26 protein-coding genes are annotated in these 24,765 nt (G+C 74.0%); 12 read left to right on the forward strand and 14 right to left on the reverse strand.

Translation table 11 applies throughout. The features are described from left to right. The first annotated feature begins 6 nt into the window (after nt 1-6). Nucleotides 7-1,206, forward strand: a complete 1,200-nt coding sequence (locus BMY61_RS19595; protein WP_042445648.1) for a phosphodiester glycosidase family protein — start codon at nt 7-9, stop codon at nt 1,204-1,206. A 38-nt stretch (nt 1,207-1,244) separates the two neighbouring features. On the opposite strand, the gene BMY61_RS19600 is transcribed toward BMY61_RS19595, so the two are convergent. Next, on the reverse strand, nt 1,245-1,508 hold the full coding sequence (locus BMY61_RS19600) for a hypothetical protein (protein WP_042445649.1): 264 nt from the start codon (nt 1,506-1,508) through the stop codon (nt 1,245-1,247). Between the two features lie 153 nt (nt 1,509-1,661). Here BMY61_RS19600 and BMY61_RS19605 point away from each other — a divergent pair, with 153 nt between their 5' ends. Continuing rightward, on the forward strand, nt 1,662-3,188 hold the full coding sequence (locus tag BMY61_RS19605) for a hypothetical protein (RefSeq protein ID WP_042445652.1): 1,527 nt from the start codon (nt 1,662-1,664) through the stop codon (nt 3,186-3,188). Nucleotides 3,189-3,303: 115 nt separating this feature from the next. On the opposite strand, the gene BMY61_RS19610 is transcribed toward BMY61_RS19605, so the two are convergent. Next, a complete protein-coding gene (locus BMY61_RS19610; RefSeq protein ID WP_042445656.1) occupies nt 3,304-3,558 on the reverse strand; it encodes a hypothetical protein in 255 nt (84 codons plus the stop codon). Between the two features lie 327 nt (nt 3,559-3,885). On the opposite strand from BMY61_RS19610, the gene BMY61_RS19615 reads away from it, so the two are divergent. Then, entirely contained in the window at nt 3,886-4,107 is a 222-nt protein-coding gene (locus BMY61_RS19615; protein WP_042445659.1) for a hypothetical protein, read from the forward strand. A 5-nt stretch (nt 4,108-4,112) separates the two neighbouring features. Here the strand turns inward: BMY61_RS19615 and BMY61_RS19620 are convergent, their stop codons facing one another. Next, complete coding sequence (locus BMY61_RS19620; protein WP_042445662.1) at nt 4,113-5,102, reverse strand: ArsR/SmtB family transcription factor; 990 nt, start codon at nt 5,100-5,102, stop codon at nt 4,113-4,115. Nucleotides 5,103-5,158: 56 nt separating this feature from the next. Between BMY61_RS19620 and BMY61_RS19625 the strand changes: the two genes are divergently transcribed. Further along, nucleotides 5,159-6,385: an MFS transporter gene (locus BMY61_RS19625; RefSeq protein WP_042445665.1), complete on the forward strand. Its 1,227-nt coding sequence runs from the start codon at nt 5,159-5,161 to the stop codon at nt 6,383-6,385. A 3-nt stretch (nt 6,386-6,388) separates the two neighbouring features. On the opposite strand, the gene BMY61_RS19630 is transcribed toward BMY61_RS19625, so the two are convergent. The 3 genes from BMY61_RS19630 to BMY61_RS46320 all read right to left on the reverse strand — a co-directional run bounded on the left by BMY61_RS19630 (nt 6,389) and on the right by BMY61_RS46320 (nt 11,179). Further along, complete coding sequence (locus BMY61_RS19630) at nt 6,389-7,759, reverse strand: outer membrane protein assembly factor BamB family protein (protein ID WP_042445667.1); 1,371 nt, start codon at nt 7,757-7,759, stop codon at nt 6,389-6,391. A 355-nt stretch (nt 7,760-8,114) separates the two neighbouring features. Beyond that, a complete protein-coding gene (locus tag BMY61_RS19635; RefSeq protein WP_052438564.1) occupies nt 8,115-10,481 on the reverse strand; it encodes a protein kinase domain-containing protein in 2,367 nt (788 codons plus the stop codon). A gap of 152 nt (nt 10,482-10,633) precedes the next feature. Continuing rightward, nucleotides 10,634-11,179: a hypothetical protein gene (locus BMY61_RS46320; protein ID WP_161791231.1), complete on the reverse strand. Its 546-nt coding sequence runs from the start codon at nt 11,177-11,179 to the stop codon at nt 10,634-10,636. Nucleotides 11,180-11,327: 148 nt separating this feature from the next. Here BMY61_RS46320 and BMY61_RS19645 point away from each other — a divergent pair, with 148 nt between their 5' ends. The 3 genes from BMY61_RS19645 to BMY61_RS19655 are packed head-to-tail and all read left to right on the forward strand — an operon-like array spanning nt 11,328 to nt 14,838. Next, nucleotides 11,328-13,004 carry an NAD(P)/FAD-dependent oxidoreductase gene (locus BMY61_RS19645; RefSeq protein WP_042445676.1) on the forward strand — a complete coding sequence of 559 codons (1,677 nt, stop codon included), beginning with the start codon at nt 11,328-11,330 and terminating at the stop codon, nt 13,002-13,004. Beyond that, the gene (locus BMY61_RS19650) at nt 13,001-14,488 is read left to right on the forward strand and encodes an ATP-binding protein (RefSeq protein ID WP_042445679.1); all 1,488 of its coding nucleotides are present in this window, start codon (nt 13,001-13,003) and stop codon (nt 14,486-14,488) included. Before BMY61_RS19645 ends, BMY61_RS19650 begins: the two co-directional genes overlap by 4 nt. Then, nucleotides 14,485-14,838: a UBP-type zinc finger domain-containing protein gene (locus BMY61_RS19655; RefSeq protein ID WP_042445680.1), complete on the forward strand. Its 354-nt coding sequence runs from the start codon at nt 14,485-14,487 to the stop codon at nt 14,836-14,838. The genes BMY61_RS19650 and BMY61_RS19655 overlap by 4 nt, the downstream gene beginning before the upstream one ends. 15 nt (nt 14,839-14,853) lie before the next feature. Here BMY61_RS19655 and BMY61_RS19660 read toward each other — a convergent pair whose 3' ends face one another. Together BMY61_RS19660 and BMY61_RS19665 are read right to left on the reverse strand one after the other, a co-directional pair. Then, complete coding sequence (locus BMY61_RS19660; RefSeq protein WP_042445683.1) at nt 14,854-15,630, reverse strand: hypothetical protein; 777 nt, start codon at nt 15,628-15,630, stop codon at nt 14,854-14,856. Between the two features lie 140 nt (nt 15,631-15,770). Then, complete coding sequence (locus tag BMY61_RS19665; RefSeq protein ID WP_042445685.1) at nt 15,771-16,922, reverse strand: MFS transporter; 1,152 nt, start codon at nt 16,920-16,922, stop codon at nt 15,771-15,773. A 63-nt stretch (nt 16,923-16,985) separates the two neighbouring features. On the opposite strand from BMY61_RS19665, the gene BMY61_RS19670 reads away from it, so the two are divergent. Continuing rightward, complete coding sequence (locus BMY61_RS19670; RefSeq protein WP_042445687.1) at nt 16,986-17,981, forward strand: ArsR/SmtB family transcription factor; 996 nt, start codon at nt 16,986-16,988, stop codon at nt 17,979-17,981. Nucleotides 17,982-18,032: 51 nt separating this feature from the next. Here the strand turns inward: BMY61_RS19670 and BMY61_RS47740 are convergent, their stop codons facing one another. The 3 genes from BMY61_RS47740 to BMY61_RS46325 form a co-directional block, all read right to left on the reverse strand. Further along, complete coding sequence (locus tag BMY61_RS47740; protein WP_244904214.1) at nt 18,033-18,245, reverse strand: hypothetical protein; 213 nt, start codon at nt 18,243-18,245, stop codon at nt 18,033-18,035. A gap of 330 nt (nt 18,246-18,575) precedes the next feature. Further along, nucleotides 18,576-18,842: a WhiB family transcriptional regulator gene (locus BMY61_RS19680; RefSeq protein ID WP_052438565.1), complete on the reverse strand. Its 267-nt coding sequence runs from the start codon at nt 18,840-18,842 to the stop codon at nt 18,576-18,578. Then, nucleotides 18,839-19,015, reverse strand: coding sequence for a hypothetical protein (locus tag BMY61_RS46325; protein ID WP_161791232.1), 177 nt, complete (start codon nt 19,013-19,015; stop codon nt 18,839-18,841). Before BMY61_RS46325 ends, BMY61_RS19680 begins: the two co-directional genes overlap by 4 nt. A 242-nt stretch (nt 19,016-19,257) precedes the next feature. On the opposite strand from BMY61_RS46325, the gene BMY61_RS19685 reads away from it, so the two are divergent. Then, nucleotides 19,258-20,352: a GntR family transcriptional regulator gene (locus BMY61_RS19685; protein WP_052438566.1), complete on the forward strand. Its 1,095-nt coding sequence runs from the start codon at nt 19,258-19,260 to the stop codon at nt 20,350-20,352. A gap of 15 nt (nt 20,353-20,367) precedes the next feature. Here the strand turns inward: BMY61_RS19685 and BMY61_RS19690 are convergent, their stop codons facing one another. Continuing rightward, the gene (locus BMY61_RS19690; protein ID WP_042445691.1) at nt 20,368-20,724 is read right to left on the reverse strand and encodes a VOC family protein; all 357 of its coding nucleotides are present in this window, start codon (nt 20,722-20,724) and stop codon (nt 20,368-20,370) included. Nucleotides 20,725-20,869: 145 nt separating this feature from the next. Between BMY61_RS19690 and BMY61_RS19695 the strand changes: the two genes are divergently transcribed. Next, nucleotides 20,870-21,145 (forward strand): hypothetical protein, encoded by a 276-nt coding sequence (locus tag BMY61_RS19695; protein ID WP_042445695.1) that lies wholly within the window; start codon nt 20,870-20,872, stop codon nt 21,143-21,145. On the opposite strand, the gene BMY61_RS19700 is transcribed toward BMY61_RS19695, so the two are convergent. Continuing rightward, complete coding sequence (locus BMY61_RS19700) at nt 21,135-22,244, reverse strand: endonuclease/exonuclease/phosphatase family protein (RefSeq protein WP_161791233.1); 1,110 nt, start codon at nt 22,242-22,244, stop codon at nt 21,135-21,137. The two genes, BMY61_RS19695 and BMY61_RS19700, sit on opposite strands and share 11 nt — an antisense overlap. Before the next feature lie 86 nt (nt 22,245-22,330). On the opposite strand from BMY61_RS19700, the gene BMY61_RS19705 reads away from it, so the two are divergent. Together BMY61_RS19705 and BMY61_RS19710 are read left to right on the forward strand one after the other, a co-directional pair. Continuing rightward, complete coding sequence (locus tag BMY61_RS19705) at nt 22,331-23,029, forward strand: response regulator transcription factor (RefSeq protein WP_042445698.1); 699 nt, start codon at nt 22,331-22,333, stop codon at nt 23,027-23,029. Further along, nucleotides 23,022-24,158: a sensor histidine kinase gene (locus BMY61_RS19710; RefSeq protein ID WP_042445886.1), complete on the forward strand. Its 1,137-nt coding sequence runs from the start codon at nt 23,022-23,024 to the stop codon at nt 24,156-24,158. The genes BMY61_RS19705 and BMY61_RS19710 overlap by 8 nt, the downstream gene beginning before the upstream one ends. Here BMY61_RS19710 and BMY61_RS19715 read toward each other — a convergent pair. Further along, a complete protein-coding gene (locus BMY61_RS19715) occupies nt 24,143-24,736 on the reverse strand; it encodes a dihydrofolate reductase family protein (protein WP_236655957.1) in 594 nt (197 codons plus the stop codon). The two genes, BMY61_RS19710 and BMY61_RS19715, sit on opposite strands and share 16 nt — an antisense overlap. Between the last annotated feature and the right edge of the window lie 29 nt (nt 24,737-24,765).

Here is a 24,765-nt window from a genome sequence, read left to right on the forward strand (position 1 = left end):
ACCACCATGACCACCACCGACGAAGCCCCCGCCAAGCCACCGCGAGGGCGCCGTCGGCGCCTGCTGCCGTGGAAGCACCGCCGCGACCTGACCCCCGGTCAGCTGCGCCGCCGCCGGATCGTGACGCGCAGCGTGCTCGCGGTGGGAGTGGTGTGCACCGCCTGGCTCGGCTGGTCGGTCGGCCAGGCCCTGACCTACCCCGGCAGGGACGGGGTCGAGGCCCGGCTCGCGGAGTGGGGGCGCGACCACGACCTCGGCCTCGTGGTCAACCAACTCGAGGACTGGCAGTACGCGCTGGACCCGCCCCGCGTCGGCGGATCGCTCTCGCCGGAGGCGCTGGAGCGGATGCGGGCGACGCAGAGCGCGAGCGCGGCGACCGCCGTCCCCCTGCAGGCCCCGATGCCGACCAGCGTCACCCCCCGGCTCCCCGGCGAGGGTGTCTGGCGGACGCTGGTCAGCTACCACGGCCTGCCGCTCGTCCAGGGCACCTACGTGCGCCCCGACACCGAGCACACCTCCTACGAGGCCGCGGTGGCCTGGATCAGCGCCGCGCACGCGACCTTCCACCTGCATCCCGGCTTCATGGAGCCCGGCGGCAGCTTCGCCGTCCCGCCGACCATCCCCGTCGGGCAGCGCACCGGGCTCATGGCCACCTGGAACGGCGGTTTCCGGATCACCGACGGCACCTCGAAGGGCGGCTTCTACCTCGACGGCCGCACCGACGGGACCCTGCGCGACGGCGCCGCCTCGGAGGTGTTCTACCGCGACGGGTCCATCCGGATCGGCACCTGGGGGCGGGACGTGCGGATGACCCCGGACGTGGTCGGGGTCCGGCAGTGCCTGAAGCTCATGGTCGACGGCGGGCGGCTCGCCGACGACATCGACGTGCCCTACCAGTACGGCTGGGCGTACCAGGGCAAGAAGTTCGTCGAGCGCTCCGGCGTCGGGGTCACCGCCAAGGGCGACATCGTCATGGTCGTCGGCCAGGCCCTGTCCGCCCGCACCCTCGCCGAACTCATGCAGCACGCCGGCGCCGTCCGCGCGATGCCGCTCGACATGAACGGCGCCTGGCCGTCTTTCATGAGCTACGACTCGACCGTCTCCCGGACCGACCCCAAGCCCAGCAACATCCTGGACTTCGGCGAGGCCGCCGACCGCTACTACACCCAGGCCACCCGGGACTTCGTCGCGGTCTACGCCAAGTAGGCCCGGCAGGTCACCGTCACTGCGACGTCACTGCGACGTCACTGCGACGCGGGGACGGGGGCGGCGCCCTCGTCCTCCGCCTCCGCAGCCTGGCGCAGCAGCAGGTGGGCGACGGCGCGCGCCTCGTCCGGGGTGAGCCCCGCCCAGGCGCGCGACCGCCCGCCGGGCTCCGGGCCGACGTCCAGCGTCACCCGCGCGTGGGCCCGCGAGCCCAGCGCCACCCGGAACTCGCCCACACGGATCCGCCGCCCGCACGCCGTCGTGAACTCCTGCCGCCGACTGCGGCCCACGCCCTCGTCCATCGTCCTCACCTCACCGGGAACCCCTCGCGAACACCCGGATCAACCCCGGCCGGACCCCGCGCATTCCGGGGCGGGCCTCGGTCCGGCGGCCGCCGCGGACGGGCGTGGTCGGGCAGCCGCCGGCTGTCGGTGGCCGGTGTTACGTTCTGCGTCATGACCGATCACGCACTACGGCTGCTTCGGCAGGACCGCCGCCTGGCGGAACTGGCGGCCTTCCCCTTCGATTTCGACCTGGACCGGGCCGTCCACGGCCATGTCGAGGAGGTCCGCCTCGCCTCGGGCGGGCCGCTGGAGACGGTGGCCGGGGACGACACCGGCGGTACGTACTTCGTGTGCGCGGACGGCTCCGTGCTCTACGCGGACTCCGAAGGCGCCGCGGGGATCATCGGCTCCAGCGTCGACGAGGCCCTGGAGCTCGTGATCGGACTGCCCGGCTGGCGCGGGTACGCGCGTCTGTCGCCGGACGACGGCGAGGACAAGATCCTCACCTGTGTCGCGGAGGCCGAGGACGAGATCCGCGAGTACTACGGAATCGACGAGGAGCGGGCCGAGCTCCGCACGGCGATGGGCTTCCCGGAGCGCTCCCCGGCCGAGTTGGTGGGCAGGCTGCATGCCGCACTGCTGCGCACCGAGCCGGGCTACGTCCTGCTCAACGCGGACGAGGGGTGTGCCTACGAGCGGATCGGCCCGGCCGGCCCCCCGCTGTGGGAGCCGGTGCTCGCGGCGGGCCGCGCCGATCTCGCCCGGCTCCGGGACGGCGACCGTTCGGCCTGGCGGGACGTCGCCGAGGATCCGACGCGTCGCCGGATCACCCTGCGGGCAGCGCAGTTCGACCGGGCCGAGGGCGATCAGGAGTTGCTGCGTCATCTGCTGCGGCACGAGGCACGCTCGTCGATGACGGACGAGCTGCGGCTCGCGGCCGTGCTGGTGGGGCTGCGCGGGGACACCGGGGACCTGCCCCTGTTGCTCGCGGTCCGGGAGACGGACTTCGACACCGCGTGCGGCCTGGGCGGCATGCCGGAACCGGGTGCGAGCGCGGACGAGTTGCAGCAGTGGGCGCGGGCGCTCGACGAGTCGATGTTCGGGACGGACCCGTCGGACGAGCCGGTCTCCACATGGATCGATCTGGCGCGATGCCAGGGGATGACGGATCTCGCACGGGTGACGCTGATCCGCGAACTCGACAGCATCTCCATGGACCAGAGCAGACTCCGTCGCCCTGAGGCGCCCCGCACGTTGGACACGGCTCCGCTGAGCGGGCTCGCCCGGGACTTCCAGGAACTCGGCGATCTTCCCCAGGCGCTGCGCGCCCAGCGCCTGTACGCCGCCCTTCAGGACACGGCATGGGACCGGGCCTCGGCCCGGCACACCCTGGCCTGCCTGGAGCGGGAGGCGGGCCAACTGCCCCAGGCGGTGGCGAGCCTCGCCGCCGTCCGCGGTGCCCTGTTCAACCCGGGCGACGACTCCCTGCGCCACTGGCAGCAGGTCAACCTCGGCCGCTTCATCGCCGAGGAGCACTACCGGCTCACCCTCGCCCTCGTGGACGCGTGTCGCCCCGAGGAGGCCCGTGCCCTCCTCGCGGCCGCGGATGCCGTCCTGGGTGAGCTCTCGGAGCACGCGGCCAACGGCATCCGCGAGCTCGCCGAGCGGACCGCTGCGCGGGTGCGGGAGGCCGGCTGAGACCGAAGCCGACCTGGACGGCATCCCTGCGTGTGCGGCTCTTGGCCGGGCCCCCGTCCCGGCGGTCACGGGGGATGGTGCCGCCGGGACGGGGAGTGCGGCGGGCGGGGAGCCGTCAGTCCTTCGCCGGCTCGATGGAGTCCAGCAGCGCGGTCAGGCGCTCCGCCGTGTCCTGGTTGACCCGCCCGAGCATGATCAGGGGTTTGTTGCCGAGTGGATGGTCGGCGTGCAGGGACGGCAGCGTGATGCCGTGGCGGCCGAGCGCGGCGCGCAGTTCGGTCGCCAGCGTCTCGCCGAGGCGATTGCCGTCGACGGGCCGTGGTGCGGGGGTGGCGCGCACGGAGGCGGCCTCGTCGGTGGGTGATGGCATGGGTGTGGAACCCCTCGGGTCGAGCGGTGGCGTGCGGTCTGCCGTGTCCAGAATGCCGCTGACCGGCGGCTATTGACATCAAGTCCAGCAGAGTTGGCATGTGCCATTCGGCCACGGACAGCGGGGGTGGCGAACCGGCGGCGATCCTTCGGGTCGTCGGGGTGATACCCCCGGCGGGCATGCACGGGGGGCGCCCGGGCGCAGAGATCCGCTCCCGCGTGCTCCCGGGCGGCGACCGGACGCCGGTTCCGGACCGCACGCTCGGGTATGCCGTGACCGGGCCGACCCGAGCGGGGCGGCCGTACGGCCTCGACGCGGGGAGTGGACATGGACCAGCGTGAGACGAGCCGGCTGGAGCCGGTGGCGACGTTCTGCGGCAACTGCGACTGCGGCTGCCCGCAGCTCTTCGTCGACCCGAGCGCCCCCGCGGAGCGCCGGGTGGTGCTGACCGACGACTTCGGCCAGCGGATCCAGATGAGCGCCGACCAGTTCGCCTCCTTGGTCGAGGAGGCGAAGGCGGGCCACCTCGACTCGGCCGCGAAGGCATAGCCGGATCACGGCGTCAGCCGGTCGCCCAGGGCGCTGCGCCGGTAGAGGACCTGGCGTCCCTGCCGGGCCCGGGCGACCAGGCCGGTCGCGTGCAGCACCTGCAGGTGCTGGGAGACGGCACTCGGGGTGACCTCGAGGCGGCGGGCGAGCTCGACCGTGGGCAGCGGCTCCGCGAGAAGGACGAGCAGCCGGGCCCGCGGAGCGCCCAGCAGTGAGACGAGCGCCTCGGCCGCGGGCGGGGGAGTCGGCGCCCACAGCGTCGCCGTGCCGCGGCACGGGTAGACCAGCGACGGCGCCTCGTCCGGGCTGACGGGCGGCGCCGGCTTGTGGGCGAAGACCGACGGCATCAGCAGCAGTCCGCGCCCCGCGGCCGCGACACGGTGACGGCTGATCATCTGGCTGATGTGCAGCACGCCGTCGTCCCAGCGCAGGTTCGGGTGCATGTCGGCGAAGAGCAGTCGGGCCCCGCCGGTGGCCAGCCGACGGGCGCGGTAGGTCATGTCGGCCTCGACCACGAGGCGGATCTGCGGCCAACCGGGGGCGACGGCGAGCTCCCAGTACTGCTGCAGAAGGTCGCAGACGGCGTCCCGGAGAGCCGCGACGTGGCCTTCGTTCTCGGTGGCACCGGCACCGGTCCCGGCAGCGGCGAGCGCGGCGGGCAGCGGGTCCGGCGCGTGGGCCAGGACCAGGTCGTGGCGGACCCGGGCGGGGGGCGTGCGCCGCACCAGGGCGAGCTCGGCCTCGAAGGCGGGCGCGAACTGTGTCGGATTGGGCGTCAGGAAGTCCGGGATGGTACGCCTGCGCGCGACCAGCGACATCAGCAGCCCGGTGTCGATGCCGTCGAGTCGGCCGAGCACCGCTCTGCGCCAGGGCAGGTGCACCGCGGACAGGCCGGGGTCCTGCAGCACGCGCAGGCTCATCAGCGTCTCGTGCAAGGGCGAGACCGCGAACCTCGTGTCCGCCAGGTCCTCGACGCCGAGCTCGAAGCTGATCATTAAGCTCCAGGCTACATCGATGGGCCGGTGCGCGGGGATGCCCTGCACTGGAACGCATGACACAGACAGGACGGCCGAGCCGTCGCCTGACGCTCGTGCTCGCCGTGGTGTGCGGCGTGGCGGTGGGGAACGTCTACTTCCCGCAGGCCCTGACACCGGTCGCCGCGGCCTCGTTGCACGTCCCCGCCGACGCGGCTGCGCTCGCGGTGACGGCCACGCAGGTCGGCTACACGGTCGGCATCGTGCTGCTGGCGCCGCTCAGCGATCGGCTGCCGAACCGGTCCCTGTTGGTCGCCCTGCTCGTGCTCAGCGGTGCCGGTCTGGTGGCGGCAGGGTGCGCACCGGCGCTCCCCGTGCTGGTGGTCGCCGGCGGGCTCGTCGGGCTCACCTCCGTGGCCGCCCAGGTCGTCGGCCCGCTGGCGGCGTCGCTCACGGCGGCCGACCGCCAGGGATCGGTGATCGGCATCCTGCTCAGCGGCTCCACCGGCGGCATGCTGCTGGCGCGCGCCTTCAGCGGGACGCTCGGTCAGTGGCTGGGCTGGCGCGCTCCCTACCTCGTCGCGGCGGCGGCGACGCTGCTGCTGGCGGCCGTCGTCCGCCTGGCCGTGCCGCCGGGCGTGCCACCGGCGCGCGAGCCCTACCGGACACTGCTGACCGAGCCGCTGCGGCTGCTGCGCGCCGAGCCCTCCCTGCGTCACGCGAGCCTCAACCAGGCGGCCGTCTTCGGCGGTTTCTCGGCCGCCTGGACCGGCCTGGCCTTCCTGCTCACCGGTCCGTCCTACCGGCTCGGGGCCGCGTCCGTCGGTACGTTCGCCCTCGTCGGCGCGGCGACGATGTGCTGCACCCCGTTCGTCGGCCGCCTCGTGGACCGCCGCGGGCCCGACGGGGTGAACCTGGTCTGCATCGTCGGCGTGCTCGCCTCCGCCGCGCTGCTCGTCGCCGGAACCGGGGGCGGCGCCGTGGGTTTGGCGGCACTGACCTTCGGCATGCTGCTCCTCGACGTCGCGATGCAGTCGGGCATGGTGGCCAACCAGGCCCGGGTCTACGCCCTGCGCCCGAACGCCCGTGGCCGACTGAAGACCGCTTACATGACCTGCGCCTACAGCGGCGGAAGCGCCGGGAGTTGGCTCGGCGCGCAGCTGTGGGGCCGGGCCGGCTGGCCGGGCGTCTGCGCGCTGCTCGCCCTGCTGGCCGGGCTCGCCCTGACCGGTCACCTGCTCGCCGTCCATCGCCGGAGCAGCGGTGCGGCCGAGGCGCCCGCCCCGGCGAACGGCCCGGCGTGAGCCTCACTGCAGGGGCAGCACCACCAGCGTGTTGCCCTGCAGCGCCGCGACCACGGTGGCGGCCGGGTCGTTGGCGATGTCCCACGGCTGGGTCGTCGTGCCTGGCTCGCTGTAGCTCCAGCGGTGCGAGCCGTCGGAGGTGGACAGCACCCAGAAGCCGTCCGTGCCCGAGGCGGCCGGGACGGCCAGGACGTCGGGGCCGCAGAGCGCGATCGCGCCGCCGTCGGTGCGCAGGGCGCCGGGCGAGGCGCGCCACAGGACCTTGCCGGTGGCCGCGTCGACCGCCATCACGGCGTTGGCCGGGCCGAGTTCGGTCGTGTAGAGGGTGCGGCCGTCGGGGGAGAGCAGGGAGTTGCCGAAGTGGTTGGCGGGCGTGCTGGGCTCGATCCCCCACCGTTTGGCACCCGTCCGGGCGTCCCAGGCGACGGTCTTGCGGCGCGTGGTGAAGAACAGCCCGAGCGGCTCGGAGACGGCGTTGAACGCCACGCCCTTCGCGCCGATGCCCGGCTCGGAACCGATGTTGACGTCCCACAGGGCCTTGCCGGTGGCGGGGTCGCGGCCCGTCACGTGGTCGGCGATGTCGACGCTGAACACCAGCGGCCCCTGGCCGGCGAGGTAGGTCGGCTGGACGACCGCCAGGGTGCCGAGGCCGGGCTGGTGCCACAACAGCTGGTTGGTCGTCGCGTCCCAGGCGGCGACCGTGGCCGGGGCGCTGTTGGCCAGCCCGTCCCCACCGGGGTTGTAGGTGCCCCAGGTGTAGACGGTGTTGCCGTTGGTGGCCTCCACGACCAGGACGTACACGCCGGTGCCCGGGCCGAGGTCGCCGCTCTTGCGACCGGTGGCCGGGTCCAGGACGAGGACGGTGCCCATCTCCTCGCGCATCACGACGTGGTTCCCGGCAACGTAGGCGTGTGTCACGTCGAGCGCCGCGACGCCGGGATACGTCCAGCTCAGGGTCCCCTTGGCCTGGTCGTACGCCTGCAGGTCGGCGATCTCGGTGGCGTCCTTGGTCACGTTGGCCTTGACCAGTACCTTGCCCGCCGCCAGCACGGGCCGCTCCTGCGAGGCCCGGTTGAGGCTGATCCGCCACAGCGGCTGCGGCGCGGTCCCGGGCGCGTGGGACGCCGGGGGCGAGGCGACGGTGGAGGCGGTGGGCTCGGCGGGCCGCGAGGAGGTACCGGCCCCCGGCCAGCCGCTCGCCCTGCCGTGCCCGGAGCCCGTGCCGCCGCGGGTCAGCGCGTATCCGAGGGCGGTGCCGCCCGCGAGGACCACACCGGCCCCGATGCTCCACAGCAGGTGCCGTCGCCCGTGGTCGACGGCGGTCGGCTCCAGGCTGCCGCCGGTGGCGAGCGGGTCCGGGAGAGTGGGGTGCACCGGAGCGCCGGAGGCCCGCGCCGACTGCTGCGCGGGGATCCACCCGCCGGGCTGGGCGGTGGCCGCGGGTTCACCCGGGCCTTGGGACGGCCATCCCGTCGGGCCTTGGGACGGCTGCCCGGGCGGGCCCGGGGGCTGCTGCTGGTTCGGCCAGGACCATCTCGGTGCGGCGGGGGTCGCGGGTGGGCCCGTAGGGCTCGGCTGGGCAGGGGGATACGCGTCCGGCCCGGGTCGGGACGTGCCGAACTCGCCCCCGTGGTCTGGCTGCACCTTCTCTTCCTTCCTCGTCAGTCGGTCATTCCGTCGGTCGGTCATTCCGTCGGCCGGTCCGTCCGTCGGTCCGTTCCTGGGTCCGTCAGTCGGCGGGCAGCGCCGCCAGGACGCCGCTGCCGGTCAGCGCGAGGACGACGCCCGCGCTCGGTACCGCCGTCAGCCGCCACTCGTTGCCGGAGTCGTCGCTGCTGTCCCGGTACTGCCATTCGTCGCCGCCGTCGGCGGACTTCAGCGCCACCAGCACCGGCTGCCCGGTGACCCCGAGCAGGATCAGGCCGCCCGCCAGCACCGGGCGGTGGTAGGTCGGGTTGGGGTAGTCGATGGTCCAGCGGGTCTGCCCGGAGCGGACGTCGGAGGCGACGAGCTGGCCGACGCCGTTGTGGACGCAGTAGGCGCGGGTGCCGTCCGCGCTGAGCGCGGTGGGGCTGTAGGAGTCCTGCCCGCCGTCGGCGGTGAGGCTGCCCTGGGACCAGAGGTGCGTTCCGGTCGACGGGTTCCATGCCGTCAGCCGGCCGCGGGCCGCCAGCAGGACGCCGCTCGCGAGGGTGAGGTCGACCGGCGGGTTGCCGGCGAGGTCGCTGCTCTCCCCGAGGCCGGCGGTCCACCGGACCGCGCCGGAGGCGACCGTACGGGCGGTCAACTGGTGGGTGTGGTCGGCGAGGACGACCTGCTGGTCGTCGGCGACGGCGGAGGAGGGCAGGGCGTGGTCGCCGGTGCCGGTCTGCTGCTGCCACAGCCGGGCGCCGTCGGCGACCCGCACCGCGGTGAGCGTGTAGGCGGCGGGACCGCCGGTCCCGGGGGTGGCCGAGACCTGTCGGCCGAGCACGAACGCGGTCGAGGCATTGACCGTCAGTACGGACATGAAGACGTGGCCGGGATCCGGCGGGACGGTCCGCACCGGGCTGCCCGTCGCGGCGTCCACCACGACCAGGCCTCCGTCGCGGTTGACGGCCAGCACGTCGGTGCCGAAGGCGGTCAGGTCGTTCAGGTCCCCGTACCCGGGGTCGCTCCAGCGCTGTCGGCCGGTGGCCAGGTCGAGCCCGGTCAGGGTGGCGACCCCGACGCTGCCAGCGTTGTCCTCGGTCTTCACCAGCACCGTCTGCCCGACCACCAGGGGCGTGGCGTCGGCAGGCTTGGTCAGTCGCACGCTCCACACCGGCTCGGGCGCGACACCCGCCGGTCGGGCGGACGGCTTGACGCTGAAGCCGCCCGAGGGACCGGCCGCTCCCGCTCCGCGACCGCCGCCGCCCGCGTTCGCGTGCGTCTTGCCGGTGAGGTCGTAGGCGAGCACGGCGCCGCCGCCGACCAGCGCGGTGCCGGCGGCGGCCAGCACTCCGGCGAGCAGTCGACGTCGCGACGGCGAGGCCGGCCCGGGGGAGGTGACGCCCTCGTGGCCCGGGGAGAGCAGCACCGTCCCGTCCCTGGGCCCGCCGTCGGACCAGGCCATCGAGGGCCCCGGGACGCCGTCGGCGGGCGTCGGCGCTCCCGGTCCCCAGCCGCCGGGGCTGCCGTGTCCGCCGAGGTCGCCGCCGCGCGCGCCGGGCGGGAGGCGGTTCGGCGACTCCAGGTCGACCAACTGGGCGGCGGCGCGGGCGATCGCCGCGGTCACCGGGCCGGGCAGCCATGCTCCCGTCAGTGCGGCGGTGGCGCCCTGCGGGCACAGCACGGCCGCGAGGTCGCGTGGCGCCGGGCGCCGTGCGGGGTCCTTGGCGAAGCAGGGCGCGAGGATGTGCGTGAGGGCGGCCGGGACACCGGTCAGGTCGGGTTGGCCGTGGACGACCTGGTAGAGCTGGCCGGCCGCGCTGCCCTCGCCGAAGGGCGCCCGGCCCGTCGCGGCGTTGGCCAGCACGGAGGCGAGAGCGAACACGTCCCCGGCGGGTCCGGTTGCCGCACCCGAGGCCTGCTCGGGTGACATGAACCCCGGTGAGCCGACGACCACGCCGGTCCCGGTGATCCTGGTCCCGTCGACGGCCCGCGCGATGCCGAAGTCGATGACCCGCGGGCCCTCCGGCGAGAGCAGCACGTTGCCGGGCTTGAGGTCGCGGTGGACCAGCCCGGCGGCGTGGATGCCGACCAGCGCCTCGGCGAGCCCCGCGCCCAGCGCCCGCACGCTCGACTCGGGCAGCGGCCCGTGGTCGGCCAACGCCTCGCCCAGCGTGGGGCCGAGGATGTAGGCGGTGGCCAGCCAGGGGGTCTGCGCCTCGGTGTCGGCGTCGACGACGGGCACCGTCCACCGGCTCGAGACAGCCCGGGCCATCTCGACCTCACGCGCGAACCGTTCGCGGAACTCGTCGTCCGAACTCAGGTCCTGGCGTACGACCTTGACCGCGACGGTCCGGCCCGTGGACGAGTGCGCCAGGTAGACCCGTCCCATCCCGCCGGCACCCAGCCGGGCCAGCAGCCGGTACTGTCCCAGCTGCCGTGGGTCGGAGTCCTGCAGTGGCCGCACGCGTGTCCCCCTCGATCGCCGTCGCCTGGCACCCCCTGACGCAGGCTCACGCATCGTAGTGGTACGGATGCGAACCTCGCGACGGCGGAGTGACCGAGTATCACAGTACGGAATGGATGGTCGTGGCGCGCAAGGTGTCACGGATCGCGAGATCAGGAACTGAGTTGTGAGATCCGCGTCGCGAAGGCGGTGAACTCACCCACGGCCGCCATCATGGCGTTCCCGGTCCGGTGCAGGCCCGTCACATCCTGACGGCCGGCCGCGGGGACGCAGGTGGTGGCCGCCAGGTGCAGATCCGCCAGGGCCTTGGACCACTGCGTCTCGGCGGCGGCGTCCGGCACCGGCCGGTGTTGTTGCAGGGTGACGACAACCTGGGCCAGACCGGTGCACCGCGCCGGGAGGTCGGCGAAGTCCAGGCGCTGGATGTCGGTCACGACCGGCCGCACGGCAGCGGTGATCGCGCTGGTGTCCGGGTTGCCGACCTCGTCGAGCCATGCGCCCAGCACCGCCCGCTCCTCGGACGGGGGCGTCGCCGCGAACGTGGGTGCCGGGGCGGGCGTCGAGGGCGACGCGGACGTCGTCGCCGCACCGGCGGAGGCCTGCGGAGAAGGCCCAGGGCCGCCACTGCATCCCGCTGCCAGGCATGCCACTGCTGCCGCGGCTGCGGCGCGCGCTGCGCCGCCCATGATGATGATCATGGCGCGAGTGTAGGGTCCCCGCCCCAGGGCGGCCCTGGATCGGCCGCTTCGCTGCCGATTCGGAACGCGCCGTGGTGCGCACCGGCACGGGGACTGGAAAGGTGGTGCCCACAAGCCACAGCCCTGCGACAGCTCCGGGTGGTGAACCATGGCAGAGGCCGCCGACGCGGTGCGGACCGTGATCGTGACCGTGGACGACGATCCCGCCGTCTCCCGTGCGGTGGCCAGGGACCTGCGCCGCCGCTACGGGGACCGCTACCGGGTGGTCCGTGCCGAGTCCGGCGCGTCCGCGCTGGAGGCCCTGCGGGAGCTGAAGCTGCGCGGCGTGCCGGTGGCGGCGATCCTCGCCGACTACCGGATGCCGCAGATGAACGGCATCGAGTTCCTGGAGGAGGCGCTCGACCTCTACCCGGGTGCGCGCCGGGTGCTGCTGACCGCCTACGCGGACACCGACGCCGCCATCGACGCCATCAATGTCGTCGACCTCGACCACTACCTGCTCAAGCCGTGGGAGCCGCCCGAGGAGAAGCTCTACCCGGTCGTCGACGACCTGCTGGAGTCGTGGCGGGTCACCGACGGCCTGGCCGTGGACACCACCAAGGTCGTCGGCCACCGCTGGTCGGCGCAGTCCTCGCAGATCCGCGAGTTCCTGGCCCGCAACCAGGTGCCCTACCGGTGGTACTCCAGCGAGGAGCCCGAGGGCAGGCGGCTGCTGGCCGCCGCGGGGGAGTCGGGGCTACGGCTGCCGCTGGTGGTCACCCCCGGCGGCACGGTGCTCGTCGAGCCGTCGGAGCGGGACCTGGCCGCGCAGGTGGGGTTGTCGACGACCCCTGCGGCCGACTTCTACGACCTGGTCGTCGTCGGTGGCGGCCCGGCCGGGCTCGGCGCGGCCGTCTACGGGGCCTCGGAGGGGTTGCGGACGGTCCTGGTGGAGCGCGAGGCGACGGGCGGCCAGGCCGGGCAGAGCTCCCGCATCGAGAACTACCTCGGCTTCCCCGACGGCGTCTCCGGCGCCCAGCTGACCGAGCGGGCCCGGCGCCAGGCCACCAAGTTCGGCGCGGAACTGCTCACCGCCTGCAAGGTCACCGGCCTGGAGGTGAACGGCGCCGCCCGCACCCTGCGGTTCGCCGACGGCGCCGCCGTCTCCGCGCAGGCCGTGATCCTGGCGACGGGCGTCTCCTACCGGCAGCTGAACGTGCCGGGCGCGGCCGAGCTGACCGGGCGCGGGGTCTTCTACGGTTCGGCTCTGACCGAGGCGGCGGCCTGCCAGGGGCAGGACGTCTACATCGTCGGCGGCGCGAACTCCGCCGGTCAGGCCGCGATGTTCCTGTCACGGACGGCCCGGCGGGTCACGCTGCTGGTGCGGGCGTCGCAGCTGGCCGCGTCGATGTCGTACTACCTGCTGCAGCGGGTCCAGGACTCCTCGAAGATCGAGGTGCGCACCGACACGGTCGTGGAGACAGCGCACGGCGAGGAGCACCTGGAGGGGCTGACCCTGCGCAACCGGGCCACCGGCGAGGCCGAGCGGGTCGACGCGCAGTGGCTGTACGTCTTCATCGGCGCCGAGCCGCTCACCGACTGGCTGGACGGCACCGTGCTGCGCGACGCGCACGGCTTCGTGCTGACCGGTCCCGACCTGACCGCCGACGGGCGCCCGCCCGCCGGCTGGACCCTGGACCGGCCGCCGTACCACCTGGAGACCAGCGTGCCGGGTGTCTTCGCCGCGGGCGACGTGCGCGCGGAGTCCGCCAAACGGGTCGCCTCCGCCGTCGGGGAGGGCGCCATGGCCGTCATGCTCGCGCACCGCTACCTGGAGCAGTCATGACCACCCGCCCGGCCGGTCCGGCCCTGTGCAGCGAGGAGGAGCTGCGCACGCTCTTCCTCTTCGAGAAGCTCACCCCCGAGCAGCTCCGCCGCCTGTGCCGGGACGGCCACGTCCAGTGGTTCGAGCCGGGCCCGGTGTACCGCGAGGGCGACCCGGCCGAGAACCTGTACGTCCTTTTCCACGGCACCGTCGTGCTCTCGCGCGACGTCGGAGGCCAGGAGGTCGACGTCAGCCGCACCTCCGCGCCCGGGGTCTACGCCGGGGCCTTCCAGGCCTACCTGGGCGACCAGGTGCCGCAGGTCTACAACAACACGCTGCGGGTGACCGAGCGGTCCCGCTTCTTCGTCCTGCCCGCGGACGCCTTCGCGGAGGTCATGCACGCCTGGTTCCCGATGGCGGTCCACCTGCTGGAGGGTCTGTTCTTCGGCTTCAAGACCGCGCAGGAGGCCATCGGCCAGCGCGAACGACTGCTCGCCCTGGGCTCGGTGACGGCCGGGCTGACCCACGAGCTCAACAACCCGGCGGCGGCCGCGATGCGCGCCACGGCGACGCTGCGCGAACGCATCGCCCGGACCCGCCGCGAGTTCGGCGCGCTCGCTGCGAAGCCGCCGCACGGGGAGGAACTCTCCTGTCTGGGCGAGCTGCAGGACCTGACGATCGGTCGGATGGGCCGGGGCGAGCCGCTCGGGCCGCTCGAGGCGGCGGATCGTGAGGACGAGGTCGACGACTGGTTGGCGGACCACGACGTCGCCGACGCCTCCCAGTTGGCACCGGTCCTGGTCCAGGCCGGGCTGGGCACCGACTGGTTGGAGGAGATCGCCGACGCCGTCCCCGAGCCCCTGCTGCCCGGAACGCTGGACTGGCTCGGCTGCACCGTCGAGTCCGAACTGCTGCTGGGCGAGATCGAGGACGCCACCCACCGCGTCTCCGCGCTGGTGGGCGCGGCCAAGCAGTACAGCCAGCTGGACCGGGTGCCGTACCGCAACGCCGACGTGCACGAGCTGTTGGACAGCACGCTGCTGCTCCTCGACGGGAAGCTCAGCCCCGGGATCACTGTCGTGCGCGACTACGACCGCGCCCTGCCGACCGTCCCCGGCTACCCCGCCGAACTCAACCAGGTCTGGACGAACCTCATCGACAACGCCGCCTGGGCCATGCGCAACACCGGCGACGGGACCGGAACCCTCACCGTGCGCACCGCGCGGGACGGCGACCGGGTGCTCGTGGAGTTCCGCGACACCGGGCCCGGCGTCCCCGCCGAGATCCAGAGCCGGGTCTTCGACCCGTTCTTCACCACCAAGCCGGTCGGCGAGGGCACGGGCCTCGGTCTGGACATCTCCTGGCGCATCGTGGTCACCCGGCACGGCGGCGACCTGCGCCTCACGTCCTCCCCGGGGGACACCCGCTTCCAGATCCGCCTGCCCGTCGACCCCCCACCGTCCGAGTCCGCTGTGACGACCGATCCGAAACAGGAGCCGCGATGAGCGCCGAGAGCCCGATCGACCCCACCGTCCCGCCGAGCGGCACCGGCTGCGTCGAATGCGACGCGGCCGGCGGCTGGTGGCTCCACCTGCGCCGCTGCGCGCGCTGCGGCCACATCGGCTGCTGCGACGACTCGCCGTCCAAGCACGCCACCGCACACGCCAAGGAGACCGGCCACCCGGTGATCCGCAGCTTCGAACCGGGCGAGGTCTGGTTCTGGAACTACGACACCTCGGAGTTCTACGAATCCGGCCCCGACCTCGCCGCCCCCGACAGCCACCCCTTGGACCAACCCGTCCCCGGCCCGGCCGGCCGCGTCCCGGCCGACTGGTCCCAGCGGATCGGCGGTTGAGGGCCTGCGGCCGACTCAGCCCGGACAGACGAGTGACCCGAGCGGCGGACAGGGAACGACCAGCGTGCTGACGCCAGGGCGCTCGACGAAGGCGCGGGCGGTGGCGGCCTGGCGGCGCTGGGAGTCCAGGTCGTCGGCTCGCCAGGCGTCCTGGCGGGCGCGGGAGTCGTTCCGGTTGTAGGAGACGGCGCTGATGGAGGCGTTCCCCCCGGCGCGGCTGATCTTGGCCTTCATGATGGCGCGTTGGAGCGCGGTCTGCGTGGCGGCGAGGTCGATCCGGGCGATCCGGACGCCGGGGGTGTTCGGCACCCGGGTCGGGATGAAGGCCTGGGGGAGCCGGGAGATCCCCATGTCGAGGCGGCCGATGTTCTCGGTGGAGGCCCTCGCGGCGTCCCGGGACATGTGGTGCATCTCCTGGTGTATCCAGGTGAGTTCGTCGAGGTCGGCCATGGTGATCCGGATCCGCTCGTAGATCGCTCGGAAGCGGGGGTCCTCGTGCAGCGGCCGGAGCGCGGAAGCGTGGAGGGCGACGCAGTCGTTGAACCCGGCCGTGACGGCGGCGTCGAGATGGGACAGCGCCCGGTCGATCTGCCGGTGCAGGAAGGCCACGGCGGCGAGCCCGCTGTGCCCGGCGCCGACCAGCCAGGCCGCGTCCGGACCGAGCGCGGTGGCGCGCGCGATGACGTCGTGGAGGCCCTTGGCGACGTCGGCGGCCGAGGCCGCCGGATTGGTCAGGTTCGCCACCAGCAGCTCATGGACGCGGGAGGCGAGCGAGTTGATGGTGTCGACCATGGAACTCCTCGGGCTGGGACGGCACATGCGGTCGGTCGGCACCAACGTACGGCAACGGTCGGACAATGCCGGGTGCCAACCGTGCACAGCCGGCCCCTGCTCGAGGTGTGCACCCGCCGCTCCCCGAGCGCGGCCGTGCGTCAAGAGAGCCGTCGGGCCAGCAGCGCGGTGACCGTCAGGGAGGCGGCCGCGGTCAGTGTCATGCCGATGGCCGGGGACGTGAGTTGGGCGGCGGTGCCCGCCGCAGTGGCGCCGAGGCCCTGCATGGCGAGCATGCCGGAGCTGTGCAGGCCGAGGGCGTGGCCGCTCGACTCGTCCGGGGTGAGCGCCAGCAGGCGGTCCTGGAGGAGCAGGCCGGACCCGTAGCCGACGGTGGCGATCGCCACCAGGACCGCTGCCGCCGCCGGGGCCGGACGCAGAGCGAAGAGCAGGTAGGGAGCGGCGAGCAGAGCGCACAGCGGGACCGCGGCCCGGTGGCGCCAGGACGAGGGGAGCAGACGTCCCACCACCGCGTCCCCGAGGAGCATGCCGAGCGCCCCGACGGCGAAGAGCAGCCCCGCGCTCCCCGGCGCGTAGGGGACGTAGAGCGACTCCACCCCGACCACCAGTCCGTTCGGGACCCAGAGCGCGAGCAGCACGCTGCGGCGCGAAGGGGAGGACCACAGCCTGGCGTTGGCGCGCCAGGTCTGCGGGACCGAGGGGCGGCCGGTGGCGCGCGGCGGGCGCGGACGCAGACCGAAGCGGGTCGTCGCTGCTGCCGCCAGGTGCAGGGCGGCCGCGGCGAGCAGCGCGCCGCGTGGTGAGAGCGTCGCCACGAGCAGGCCGCCGACCGCGAAGCCGCCGATCTGGACCGCCCCGGCGCACATGCCGAACACCGAACGGCCGAGCAGGTAGCCCGTGCGTGGCAGGATCTCGTGGAGCAGGCCGTAGCGGACGCCGCCGCCGACCGATCCGGCCAGGCCCAGCGCGAGCAGCACCGCGAAGAGCGCCCACACGGGCAGCCCCCGGATCGCTTGGAGCCCGGTGGCCAGGGCCGAGAGCAGGTCGAGGACGGTCAGCGTCGCGCGCGGCGGCAGCCGGTCCGCTCCGGACAGCACCGTGGCCGCGCCCAGCAGCTGGGCCAGGGCGGGTCCGAACATGGCGAGGGAGGAGAGCAGCGGGGAGCCGGTCCGGTCGAGGACGAGCAGGCCGAGGGCGAGCCCGCCGACCGTCTGCGCGCCGGTCAGTCCTGCGAAGGCGAGCAGCAGCGGGGTGAACTCCGGGGTGCGGAAGAGGTCGCGGTAGGTGCGCATGGGCGGGGAGTCTGTCTGGCATGATCGGCGGGGCGTGAGACTTTCGCACGGAGGCGAAACCACATGGGTTGGTGGCAGGTCAGCGCGGACACGCTCGCCGGGAGCCGGTTCGTGACCTCGCCCCTCGCCGAGACGGTCGCGGCGCTGAAGACCCTGCATGACGCGAAGGCGGCCCACCCAGGTGAGCGCGCCTGGTTGGACGCCCATCTGGCCGACTACCGGGCCTGGTTGGCCGCCGACCCGATCACGGCGGCGCTGGTCGAGACGGCGCTCGGGGCGCGCTGGAACGCGACCTTCCTCACGCCGACGCCGTCAGGGGACGGGGCGGGGTTCGAGGAGGAGCTCGCCCGGATCCGCCGCACGCCCGCAGAGGTCGCCCGCGCCGATCTGGTGGAGTCGTCGGACGGGCGGCTGCCCGCCGGGCTGCTGGATCGCAAGGACCTGCCGGGGCGGGCCGCCGATCTGCTGGAGCGGGTGTGGCGCGAGAGCGTCCGGCCGACCTGGCCGCGGCGCCGCGGCATCGCCGAGGCGGACGTCGTCGCCCGCACCACGCGGCTCGCCGCGGGCGGCTGGGCCGCCGCGCTGGCCGACATGCGTCCGGGGATGCGCTGGCTGGGCGGCGACCGCCTGCAGATCACCACCCGGGAGAGCCCGCCGCTGGAACTGGCGGGGGTGAGCCTGCTGTTCGTCCCGGTGACCTTCGCCCGGAGCTGGGTCTGCTGGGACGTGACCACGGACACCGTCCCTGCCGCATCCGGGCGCCGGTTTGCGGTGGTGTATCCGTGTTCGGGCGTCCTGGCCGCCGCGGCGGACGGTGCGGGCGCGCCCGGCGCGCTGGCGGCACTGCTCGGCTCGGCCAGGGCCGAGCTGCTCGCGTGGCTGGAGAGTCCGTGCAGCACCACGCAGTTGGTCGCTCTCACCGGCCTGCCGCTGGGCTCGGTCGGCCGCCATCTGCGGATCCTGCGGGAGGCCCGCCTGGTCGAACGCCGCCGCGCCGGCCGGTCCGTGCTCTACTACCGCACGACGGCGGGCCAGGCTCTGCTGGACGCGCAGGGGTAGCGGTTGCGCGTGCCGTGAAGGCGCGTGCTCGCCCGGGCTCCGCCGCCCGCCTCACTGCTCGCGCAGGCGCTGATGCCACCAAGGACCCGCCGGGGGCAGCGGTTCCGCGAGAGTCCGGCGCAGGAGTTCGCCGTCCAGTCGGTCGACGATCACGCGCAGATCGGCGCGGGCCCGAGGCGGTAGCGCGAGCAAGGCCGTCTCGAGCGTGTCGCGGGCCGAGACCACGTCACAGCACGGGCAGTTCGCCCACGGGAGATAGAGCACTCTCCCTGGGCTCCTGAGGAATCGGCGGAGTGTCACGAGCGCATCGAAAACTGCGCCCGACCACAGTCTCCCGGCCTCGAGCCGAGTCACCGCCGCCTGTGAGCCGCGGGCGAGACCGTCGATCTGCTCGCGTCGCCGATCTCTGTCACGAGGGCGTCGTGGAGCGCGCACAGCGCTGGGCGGCCTACGCGGCATTGCCCCTTCGGGTCGTCATGGCTGGATTCTGCCATGCGTCGGGGCGCCGACGGGGGCGAGTTTCTCCGGTCGCCATCGGCGTTGTCGAGATGGACGCTGCCGCCTCCCCCTTCGCGGCTCGCGGTGGCGGTGGGCTCACCTGGCGCGGGAGCCGTGCTCGCGTTCGGTGTGGCCGCCCCAGATGCCCCACTCCTGGTGGCGCAGGGCCCAGGTGCGGCACTGGTGGCGGCGCCGGTCGGGGCAGGCGTCGCAGAGGCGGCGGGCCTGGGCGACGCGTGTGGTGCGCTGGAGGGTGGACTCGGCCGCGTCGTCCGGGGCGAAGAACAGGTCGGGCTGCCGGGTGCAGGGCAGGACCTCGTCCGCTGTGGGGGGTACGAACGCCGGGACGTGGAGGACGGTCATGGCGCGACGGCCTGGAGGGCGGCCAGCGAGATGATCGTCGAGAGCAGGACGAGGAGCACGGCCACGCCGACGACGACGTGCCGGCGTGCGAGCTCGTGTCGCTCGTCCGCGTCGAGCAGTGCGCGCAGGTGGGGCGGGATGGTGTCGATCTGGGCTGCCTGGTGGGGACGCACGGGAATCTCCTCGGGGTGCGCGGCGTGCTGCGGGGGTCAGGGAGTGACCACCTCGTCCACGCTAGGCACGCCGTACGGGGCCGGGCAGTGGCCGAGGGCCTGTCGTGCGCGTGCCGTTGGACCCGGTCGGGCGGTTCGGAAGGGGCAATCCTCCCGCCACAATTGGTCCAGACCAATTGTGTATCATGGCCCTGCGCCATCCACTTTGACGATGCATGGACAAGACCTGTGGGGGGTCATACATGCCGGCCAGCAAGCGGTCCACGTCGGATCGCCACAAGTACGCACGCATCGCCGACCAGATCGGGGAAGCCATCGGCCGCGGAGAGTTCCCGCCGGGCCACAACATCCCCTCGGAGCGGGACCTCGCCGAGCGCTTCGGCGCCAACCGGCAGACGATCCGCGCCGCCGTCCTGCGGCTCCGCGCCGAGGGACGCCTGGCGAGCGACAGTCTCGGCACCCACGTGCTGCCGCCGCCCGCCGGGACCGGGGAGGAGCAGGACGAGTTCCCCGGCCTGCTCGTCCCCGCCCGCGGGCCGGTGCGCGCCCGTGGCAGGCTCAGCGAACTCCAGGGCCGGGCAAGGGAGGTGGAGCTCCCGGCCGAGCACGAGTCGGTGGTGTTCGAGCACGACGTCGAGTCGCCGGAGGCGGTCCGCCTCCAGCGGTCCGTCTCCACCTTCCATCCGCTCCTCGTGGACCGGACGCCCGCCCTTGCGGGCGCGCTCGTCCGCCTGCGGACGCGGGCCGACGGCGCCTCGGGCCCGGCCACCGAGCTCGACCTGCGCGACCTGCACCGGGGGCTGCGCACCGCCTTCCCCGCCCTGCGCCGCACCGACCGGGTCCACGTGCAGGCCGCCGATCCGGCGGCCACCGGGTCGGTCCGGGTCGAGCGGGTGCTCCAGAGCCCCGGTGGGCCCGTGCTCCTGCGGACGGTCTTCCACCTCGACGGTTCCACCGTCCTGCTGCCGTCGGCGCCGCTCGCTCCCGGCGCGCCCGGCGGCGAGCAGGAGCCGCTCGTGCTCACTCCCGCCGAACGCGCCTGGCTCGAGGCCTGGACCCTGCCGGGCGCGACCTCGCGAGCGCTGGCGATCCGGGCGCGCATCGTGCTGGCCTGCGACCGGTCCACGATCCGCGACGCGGCCGAGGCGCTGCGGCTCAACCCCGATCTCGTCCGCGCCTGGCTCGCCCGCTTCCGCGCGGGCGGACCCCAGGCGCTGCGCCAGCGGGTCAAGTCGGCCCGCGGCCCCGGCGACGGTCACGGCGACGAGCAGCGCCCGCGCCCCGGACCGGGGGCCACCCGGCGTGCCGCACTCCCGCTCGGGGCGCCCGCCGCCTGAGGCCGGTCACTCCGGTCAGGCGGGCTGCCACAGCTCGATCCGGCGGCCCTCGGGATCGGTGACCCAGCCGAACGTGCCCACCCCGTCCATCTCCTGTGTCTCCGCGTCCACGTCCGCGCCCTTGGCCCGCAGCTGCGCGAGCATCGCATCCAGGTCGCGGACGCGGAAGTTGAGCATGATCTGCTGGGTCGGGGAGCCGAAGTAGTCGGTGCCGGGCTCGAAGGTGGCGAACACCGTCGGGCCCGCGTCCGGGTGCCACAGGCCGTTCTCGTCCGCGTCCAGACCGAGGCAGTCCCGGTACCAGGCACCCAGGGCCTCCGGATCGGCGACGGAGCGCAGGAAGTAACCACCAATACCAAGCACGCGTTCCATACCGTCATGCTGCCAGGCCGCGCATGGCATCGTGGGCCGACGGGCCGGTACGAGGGGAGACGTCGGAGTGGGCCGGCACGTCCGGAGCCGGTGCCTGGCATGGGGGGCGAAGCCGGCGGGCCAGGCCGCACTATGATCGGCGGCCATGGAATCCTCGCCACCGCAGGACGTCGTCGTCGGCAACAGCGTCGTCTCCTTCGACGGGCGCGTGCTGGAGCTGTTCGGGCATGCCGCCAGGCAAGGGAACCGCGTGCATGTCGCGCTGGTGACGGGCGTCGTCGTCCACGACACGCAGGCCGTGGTCACCGTCCGGGGTGGCACCGACTACACGGTGGTGCTGTCCGGGGTCGACGAGGCGACGAAGGCCGGGGTGCGCGCGCTGATGGAGCGGGTCGCGCAGGCCGCAGGCCTCACCAGCTGAGACGGGCGGCGATCGGCAGGTGGTCGCTGGTGGTGGCCGGCAGGATCCAGGAGCTGTCCGGGGTGAGGCCGCGCACCAGGATCTGGTCGATGCGCACCATCGGGAACGCCGCCGGCCAGGTGAAGCCGAAGCCGTTCCCGGCCGCGACCTGGGCCGAGCGCAGCTGCGAGGTGAGGCCGCCGAGCTCGCGGTCGTCGACGGTGCCGTTCAGGTCGCCGAGGAGCAGCACCCGCGGGCTCGGATCGGCGGCGACGGCCGCGGCCAGCGCCTGCACGCCGATGTCCCGCGAGGTGGTCCAGAAGCCCGTCCGGGGCGTCACCCGGACCGATCCCAGATGCGCCACGTACACCGTGAGCGGGCCCCGGTCCGTGGCCACCGTGGTGCGCAGCGCGCGGTTCGCGGTCAGCTTGGCGGCGGCCGGCTTCCGGGCCGCCAGCGGTCCGAAGTCCATGATGTCGATCGTCCGGGTGTCGGACAGCGGCAGCCTGCTCCACAGACCGACCGTGCCCTGCACCGTGTGGTACGGGTACGTGCCGGCCAGCCCCCGCTCGTAGTCGGCGGTGGCCCGCGGGGTCAGCTCGACCAGGGCCAGCAGGGACGCGCCGGAGCGGGCCAGGGAGCGGGCGGTGCCGGCCGGGTCCGGGTTGCCGGCGTTGACGTTCTGCTCGGCGACGGTGAGGTCGCCGCCCGCGTGGGACTTGTCGGCCAGCAGCCCGCCGAAGAGCGTCACCCACGCCACCACCGGCAGCAGCAGCGCGACCACCGTGGCGGGGGAGCGGCGCCACAGCGCCGCCGCCAGCAGCAGCGGGACGAACCCGCCGAACCACGGCAGCAACGTCTCCACCAGGCTGCCCAGATTCCCGAACCCGTTCGGCAGCTGTCCGTGCAGCAGCATCAACAGGCCCAGCAGCAGCGCCGACGCCGTGAGCAGCGGGCCGCGCCGCCAGGTCCCGGGCCGGGCTGCGGCCCGCGCCCCACGGCGGACCAGGCCGCGGACGCGACCACGGGCGCGCGCCGCCCGGGAGGTCCCGGAGGCGGCGTCGCCACCGTCCGATCGGTGGTCGTTCGAGGGCGGCGCGGTGGGCGGAGTGCTGGTCATGGCGCCAGTCAACACGGCTCGCCGTTGTCGGCGCGTATGCGGAATTCGATACGCCGCGCATACACGCCTGCTCGTAGCATCAGGGGATGCGCGTGCTGATCGTCGAGGACGAACCCTTCCTGGCCGAGGCCGTCCGTGACGGTCTGCGTCTCGAGGCCATCGCCGCCGACATCGCGGGCGACGGCGACACCGCCCTGGAGATGCTGAGCGTCAACAGCTACGACATCGCCGTCCTCGACCGTGACATCCCCGGGCCGTCGGGGGACGAGATCGCCCGGCGCATCGTCGCGTCCGGCAGCGGCATGCCGATCCTGATGCTCACCGCCGCCGACCGGCTGGACGACAAGGCCTCCGGGTTCGAGCTCGGCGCCGACGACTACCTCACCAAGCCGTTCGCCCTGCAGGAGCTCGCGTTGCGGCTACGCGCCCTGGACCGCAGGCGCGGCCACAGCAGGCCGCCCGTGCGGGAGATCGCGGGTCTGCGCGTGGACCCGTTCCGGCGCGAGGTCTACCGCGACGGGCGTTACGTGCCGCTCACCCGCAAGCAGTTCGCGGTGCTCGACGTCCTCGTCGCCGCCGAGGGCGGCGTCGTCAGCGCCGAGGAGCTGCTGGAACGCGCCTGGGACGCGAACACCGACCCGTTCACCAACGCCGTGCGCATCACCGTCTCCGCGCTGCGCAAGCGCCTGGGCGAGCCGTGGATCGTCGCGACCGTGCCGGGCGTCGGGTACCGGATCGACGCGCCCCCGCAGGATGACCGCGCCGACGGGGCGGCCCGTGGATAGGGCGCCGGGGCCGAGCGTCCGGCTCCGGCTGACGCTCAGCTACACCGGGTTCCTGCTGCTGGCCGGCGTGCTGCTGCTCGCCGCGGTGTGGGTGTTCCTGCTGCGCTACGTCCCCGAGCGCGCGCTGATCGTGCCCGGCTCCACCGGTGGCACCGCCACTCCGGGCGTCTTCCCCGTCCGGTCCGAGCTGCTGCGCGTGTTCGCGCCGCGGGCGGCCGTCGTGATGGCGGTCCTGCTGCTGCTCGGCCTGGTCGGCGGATGGTTCCTGGCCGGTCGCATGCTCGCACCCGTCGCGCGGATCACCGACGCCACCCGCCTGGCCGCGACCGGATCGCTCTCCCACCGGATCCGGCTGCCCGGCCGCCGCGACGAGTTCCGCGAGCTCGCGGACGCCTTCGACACCATGCTGGCCCGGCTCGACGCCCACGTCGCCGAGCAACGCAGGTTCGCGGCAAACGCCTCGCACGAGCTGCGCACCCCGCTGGCGACCACGAAGGCACTGCTGGAGGTGGCCCGCACCGATCCCGACCGCGACACCGAAGAGCTCCTGGCCCGCCTGCAGGTCGTCAACACCCGAGCGATCGACCTCACCGAGGCGCTGCTGCTGCTCGGCCGCGCCGAGCAGCGGAGCTTCACCCGCGAGCGGGTCGACCTGTCCCTGGCGGCCGAGGAGGCCACCGAGACGCTCCTGCCGTTGGCGGAGAAGCACGGCGTCGCTCTCGAGACCGGCGGCGAGCTGACCACCCTCACCGTCGGATCGCCCGCGCTGCTGCTGCAACTGACCACGAATCTGGTGCACAACGCGATCGTCCACAACCTGCCGACGGGCGGCCGGGTGTGGATCGACACCGCCGTGCGGGGCGACCGCGCCCTGCTCACCGTGGAGAACACCGGGGAGCAGCTCACCGCGGCACAGGTCGCGACCTTGACCGAGCCGTTCCGGCGCGGCACCGAGCGGGTCCACAGCGACCACGCCGGGGTAGGCCTCGGCCTCGCCATCGTGCGCAGCATCGCCCAGGCGCACGACGGCGCCCTCGCGCTGACCCCGCGACCGGGTGGTGGGCTGCGCGTCACCGTGGGCCTGCCGGCGGCGGAGGCCCCGACCGGTGGCGGTCAGACGCGCGCGTAGCGCTCGTAGAGAATGCGCGAGGGGAACGTCCTGGCCTCCAGCAGCTCCAGCCGCAGCGGCTCGGTGAGTGGCGGCAGGTAGGGCGTGCCGCCGCCGAGGACGATCGGACAGCGGAAGATCCGCAGCTCGTCCACGAGGCCGAGCGTGACGGCCGCGCCCGCGAGCTCGGCGCCGCCGATCTCGACGGGTCCGTCGGATGCGTCGAGGGTCGCTTCGATCTCCTCGGCCAGCGGGGCGCGGGCGAGGCGCGCGTTGCCCTGGACGCTGTGAAGGGTGCGGCTGAAGACGACCTTCGGCAGCGCGGACCAGACGTCGGCGAAGGCGGCTCCGGCCTCGCTGCCGCGCAGGGAGGGGTCGGTCTCCCACACCAGCATCGTCTCGTAGAGTCGGCGGCCCAACAGCGTGGCACCGAGCTCGCTGACCCGGGCGAGGTGGGCGCGGAACAGTTCCTCGTCGGGGGCCGACCAGTCGATCCGGCCCTCGCGGTCGGCGACGAAGCCGTCCACCGAGACGGTCATCGAGTACAGCAGCTTCGCGCGTGACACCGGGCTCTCCGTCCCTGCGGGCTGGTGGTCCACCGCCCGATGCTACGGCCACGCCCGCCCTC

The organism is Streptacidiphilus jiangxiensis (genome assembly GCF_900109465.1).
GTDB classification, from domain to species: domain Bacteria; phylum Actinomycetota; class Actinomycetes; order Streptomycetales; family Streptomycetaceae; genus Streptacidiphilus; species Streptacidiphilus jiangxiensis.

Coding starts and splice junctions, on each gene's coding strand:
- BMY61_RS19625 (WP_042445665.1), top strand. CDS start 5,159: ATGACACAGACAGGACGGCCGAGCCGTCGCCTGACGCTCGTGCTCGCC.
- BMY61_RS19665 (WP_042445685.1), bottom strand. CDS start 16,922: ATGCGCACCTACCGCGACCTCTTCCGCACCCCGGAGTTCACCCCGCTG.
- BMY61_RS19605 (WP_042445652.1), top strand. CDS start 1,662: ATGACCGATCACGCACTACGGCTGCTTCGGCAGGACCGCCGCCTGGCG.
- BMY61_RS19705 (WP_042445698.1), top strand. CDS start 22,331: ATGCGCGTGCTGATCGTCGAGGACGAACCCTTCCTGGCCGAGGCCGTC.
- BMY61_RS19610 (WP_042445656.1), bottom strand. CDS start 3,558: ATGCCATCACCCACCGACGAGGCCGCCTCCGTGCGCGCCACCCCCGCA.
- BMY61_RS46320 (WP_161791231.1), bottom strand. CDS start 11,179: ATGATCATCATCATGGGCGGCGCAGCGCGCGCCGCAGCCGCGGCAGCA.
- BMY61_RS19670 (WP_042445687.1), top strand. CDS start 16,986: ATGGGTTGGTGGCAGGTCAGCGCGGACACGCTCGCCGGGAGCCGGTTC.
- BMY61_RS19680 (WP_052438565.1), bottom strand. CDS start 18,842: ATGACCGTCCTCCACGTCCCGGCGTTCGTACCCCCCACAGCGGACGAG.
- BMY61_RS19650 (WP_042445679.1), top strand. CDS start 13,001: ATGACCACCCGCCCGGCCGGTCCGGCCCTGTGCAGCGAGGAGGAGCTG.
- BMY61_RS19655 (WP_042445680.1), top strand. CDS start 14,485: ATGAGCGCCGAGAGCCCGATCGACCCCACCGTCCCGCCGAGCGGCACC.
- BMY61_RS19690 (WP_042445691.1), bottom strand. CDS start 20,724: ATGGAACGCGTGCTTGGTATTGGTGGTTACTTCCTGCGCTCCGTCGCC.
- BMY61_RS19615 (WP_042445659.1), top strand. CDS start 3,886: ATGGACCAGCGTGAGACGAGCCGGCTGGAGCCGGTGGCGACGTTCTGC.
- BMY61_RS19600 (WP_042445649.1), bottom strand. CDS start 1,508: ATGGACGAGGGCGTGGGCCGCAGTCGGCGGCAGGAGTTCACGACGGCG.
- BMY61_RS19620 (WP_042445662.1), bottom strand. CDS start 5,102: ATGATCAGCTTCGAGCTCGGCGTCGAGGACCTGGCGGACACGAGGTTC.
- BMY61_RS19660 (WP_042445683.1), bottom strand. CDS start 15,630: ATGGTCGACACCATCAACTCGCTCGCCTCCCGCGTCCATGAGCTGCTG.
- BMY61_RS19645 (WP_042445676.1), top strand. CDS start 11,328: ATGGCAGAGGCCGCCGACGCGGTGCGGACCGTGATCGTGACCGTGGAC.
- BMY61_RS19695 (WP_042445695.1), top strand. CDS start 20,870: ATGGAATCCTCGCCACCGCAGGACGTCGTCGTCGGCAACAGCGTCGTC.
- BMY61_RS19595 (WP_042445648.1), top strand. CDS start 7: ATGACCACCACCGACGAAGCCCCCGCCAAGCCACCGCGAGGGCGCCGT.
- BMY61_RS19700 (WP_161791233.1), bottom strand. CDS start 22,244: ATGACCAGCACTCCGCCCACCGCGCCGCCCTCGAACGACCACCGATCG.
- BMY61_RS19685 (WP_052438566.1), top strand. CDS start 19,258: ATGCCGGCCAGCAAGCGGTCCACGTCGGATCGCCACAAGTACGCACGC.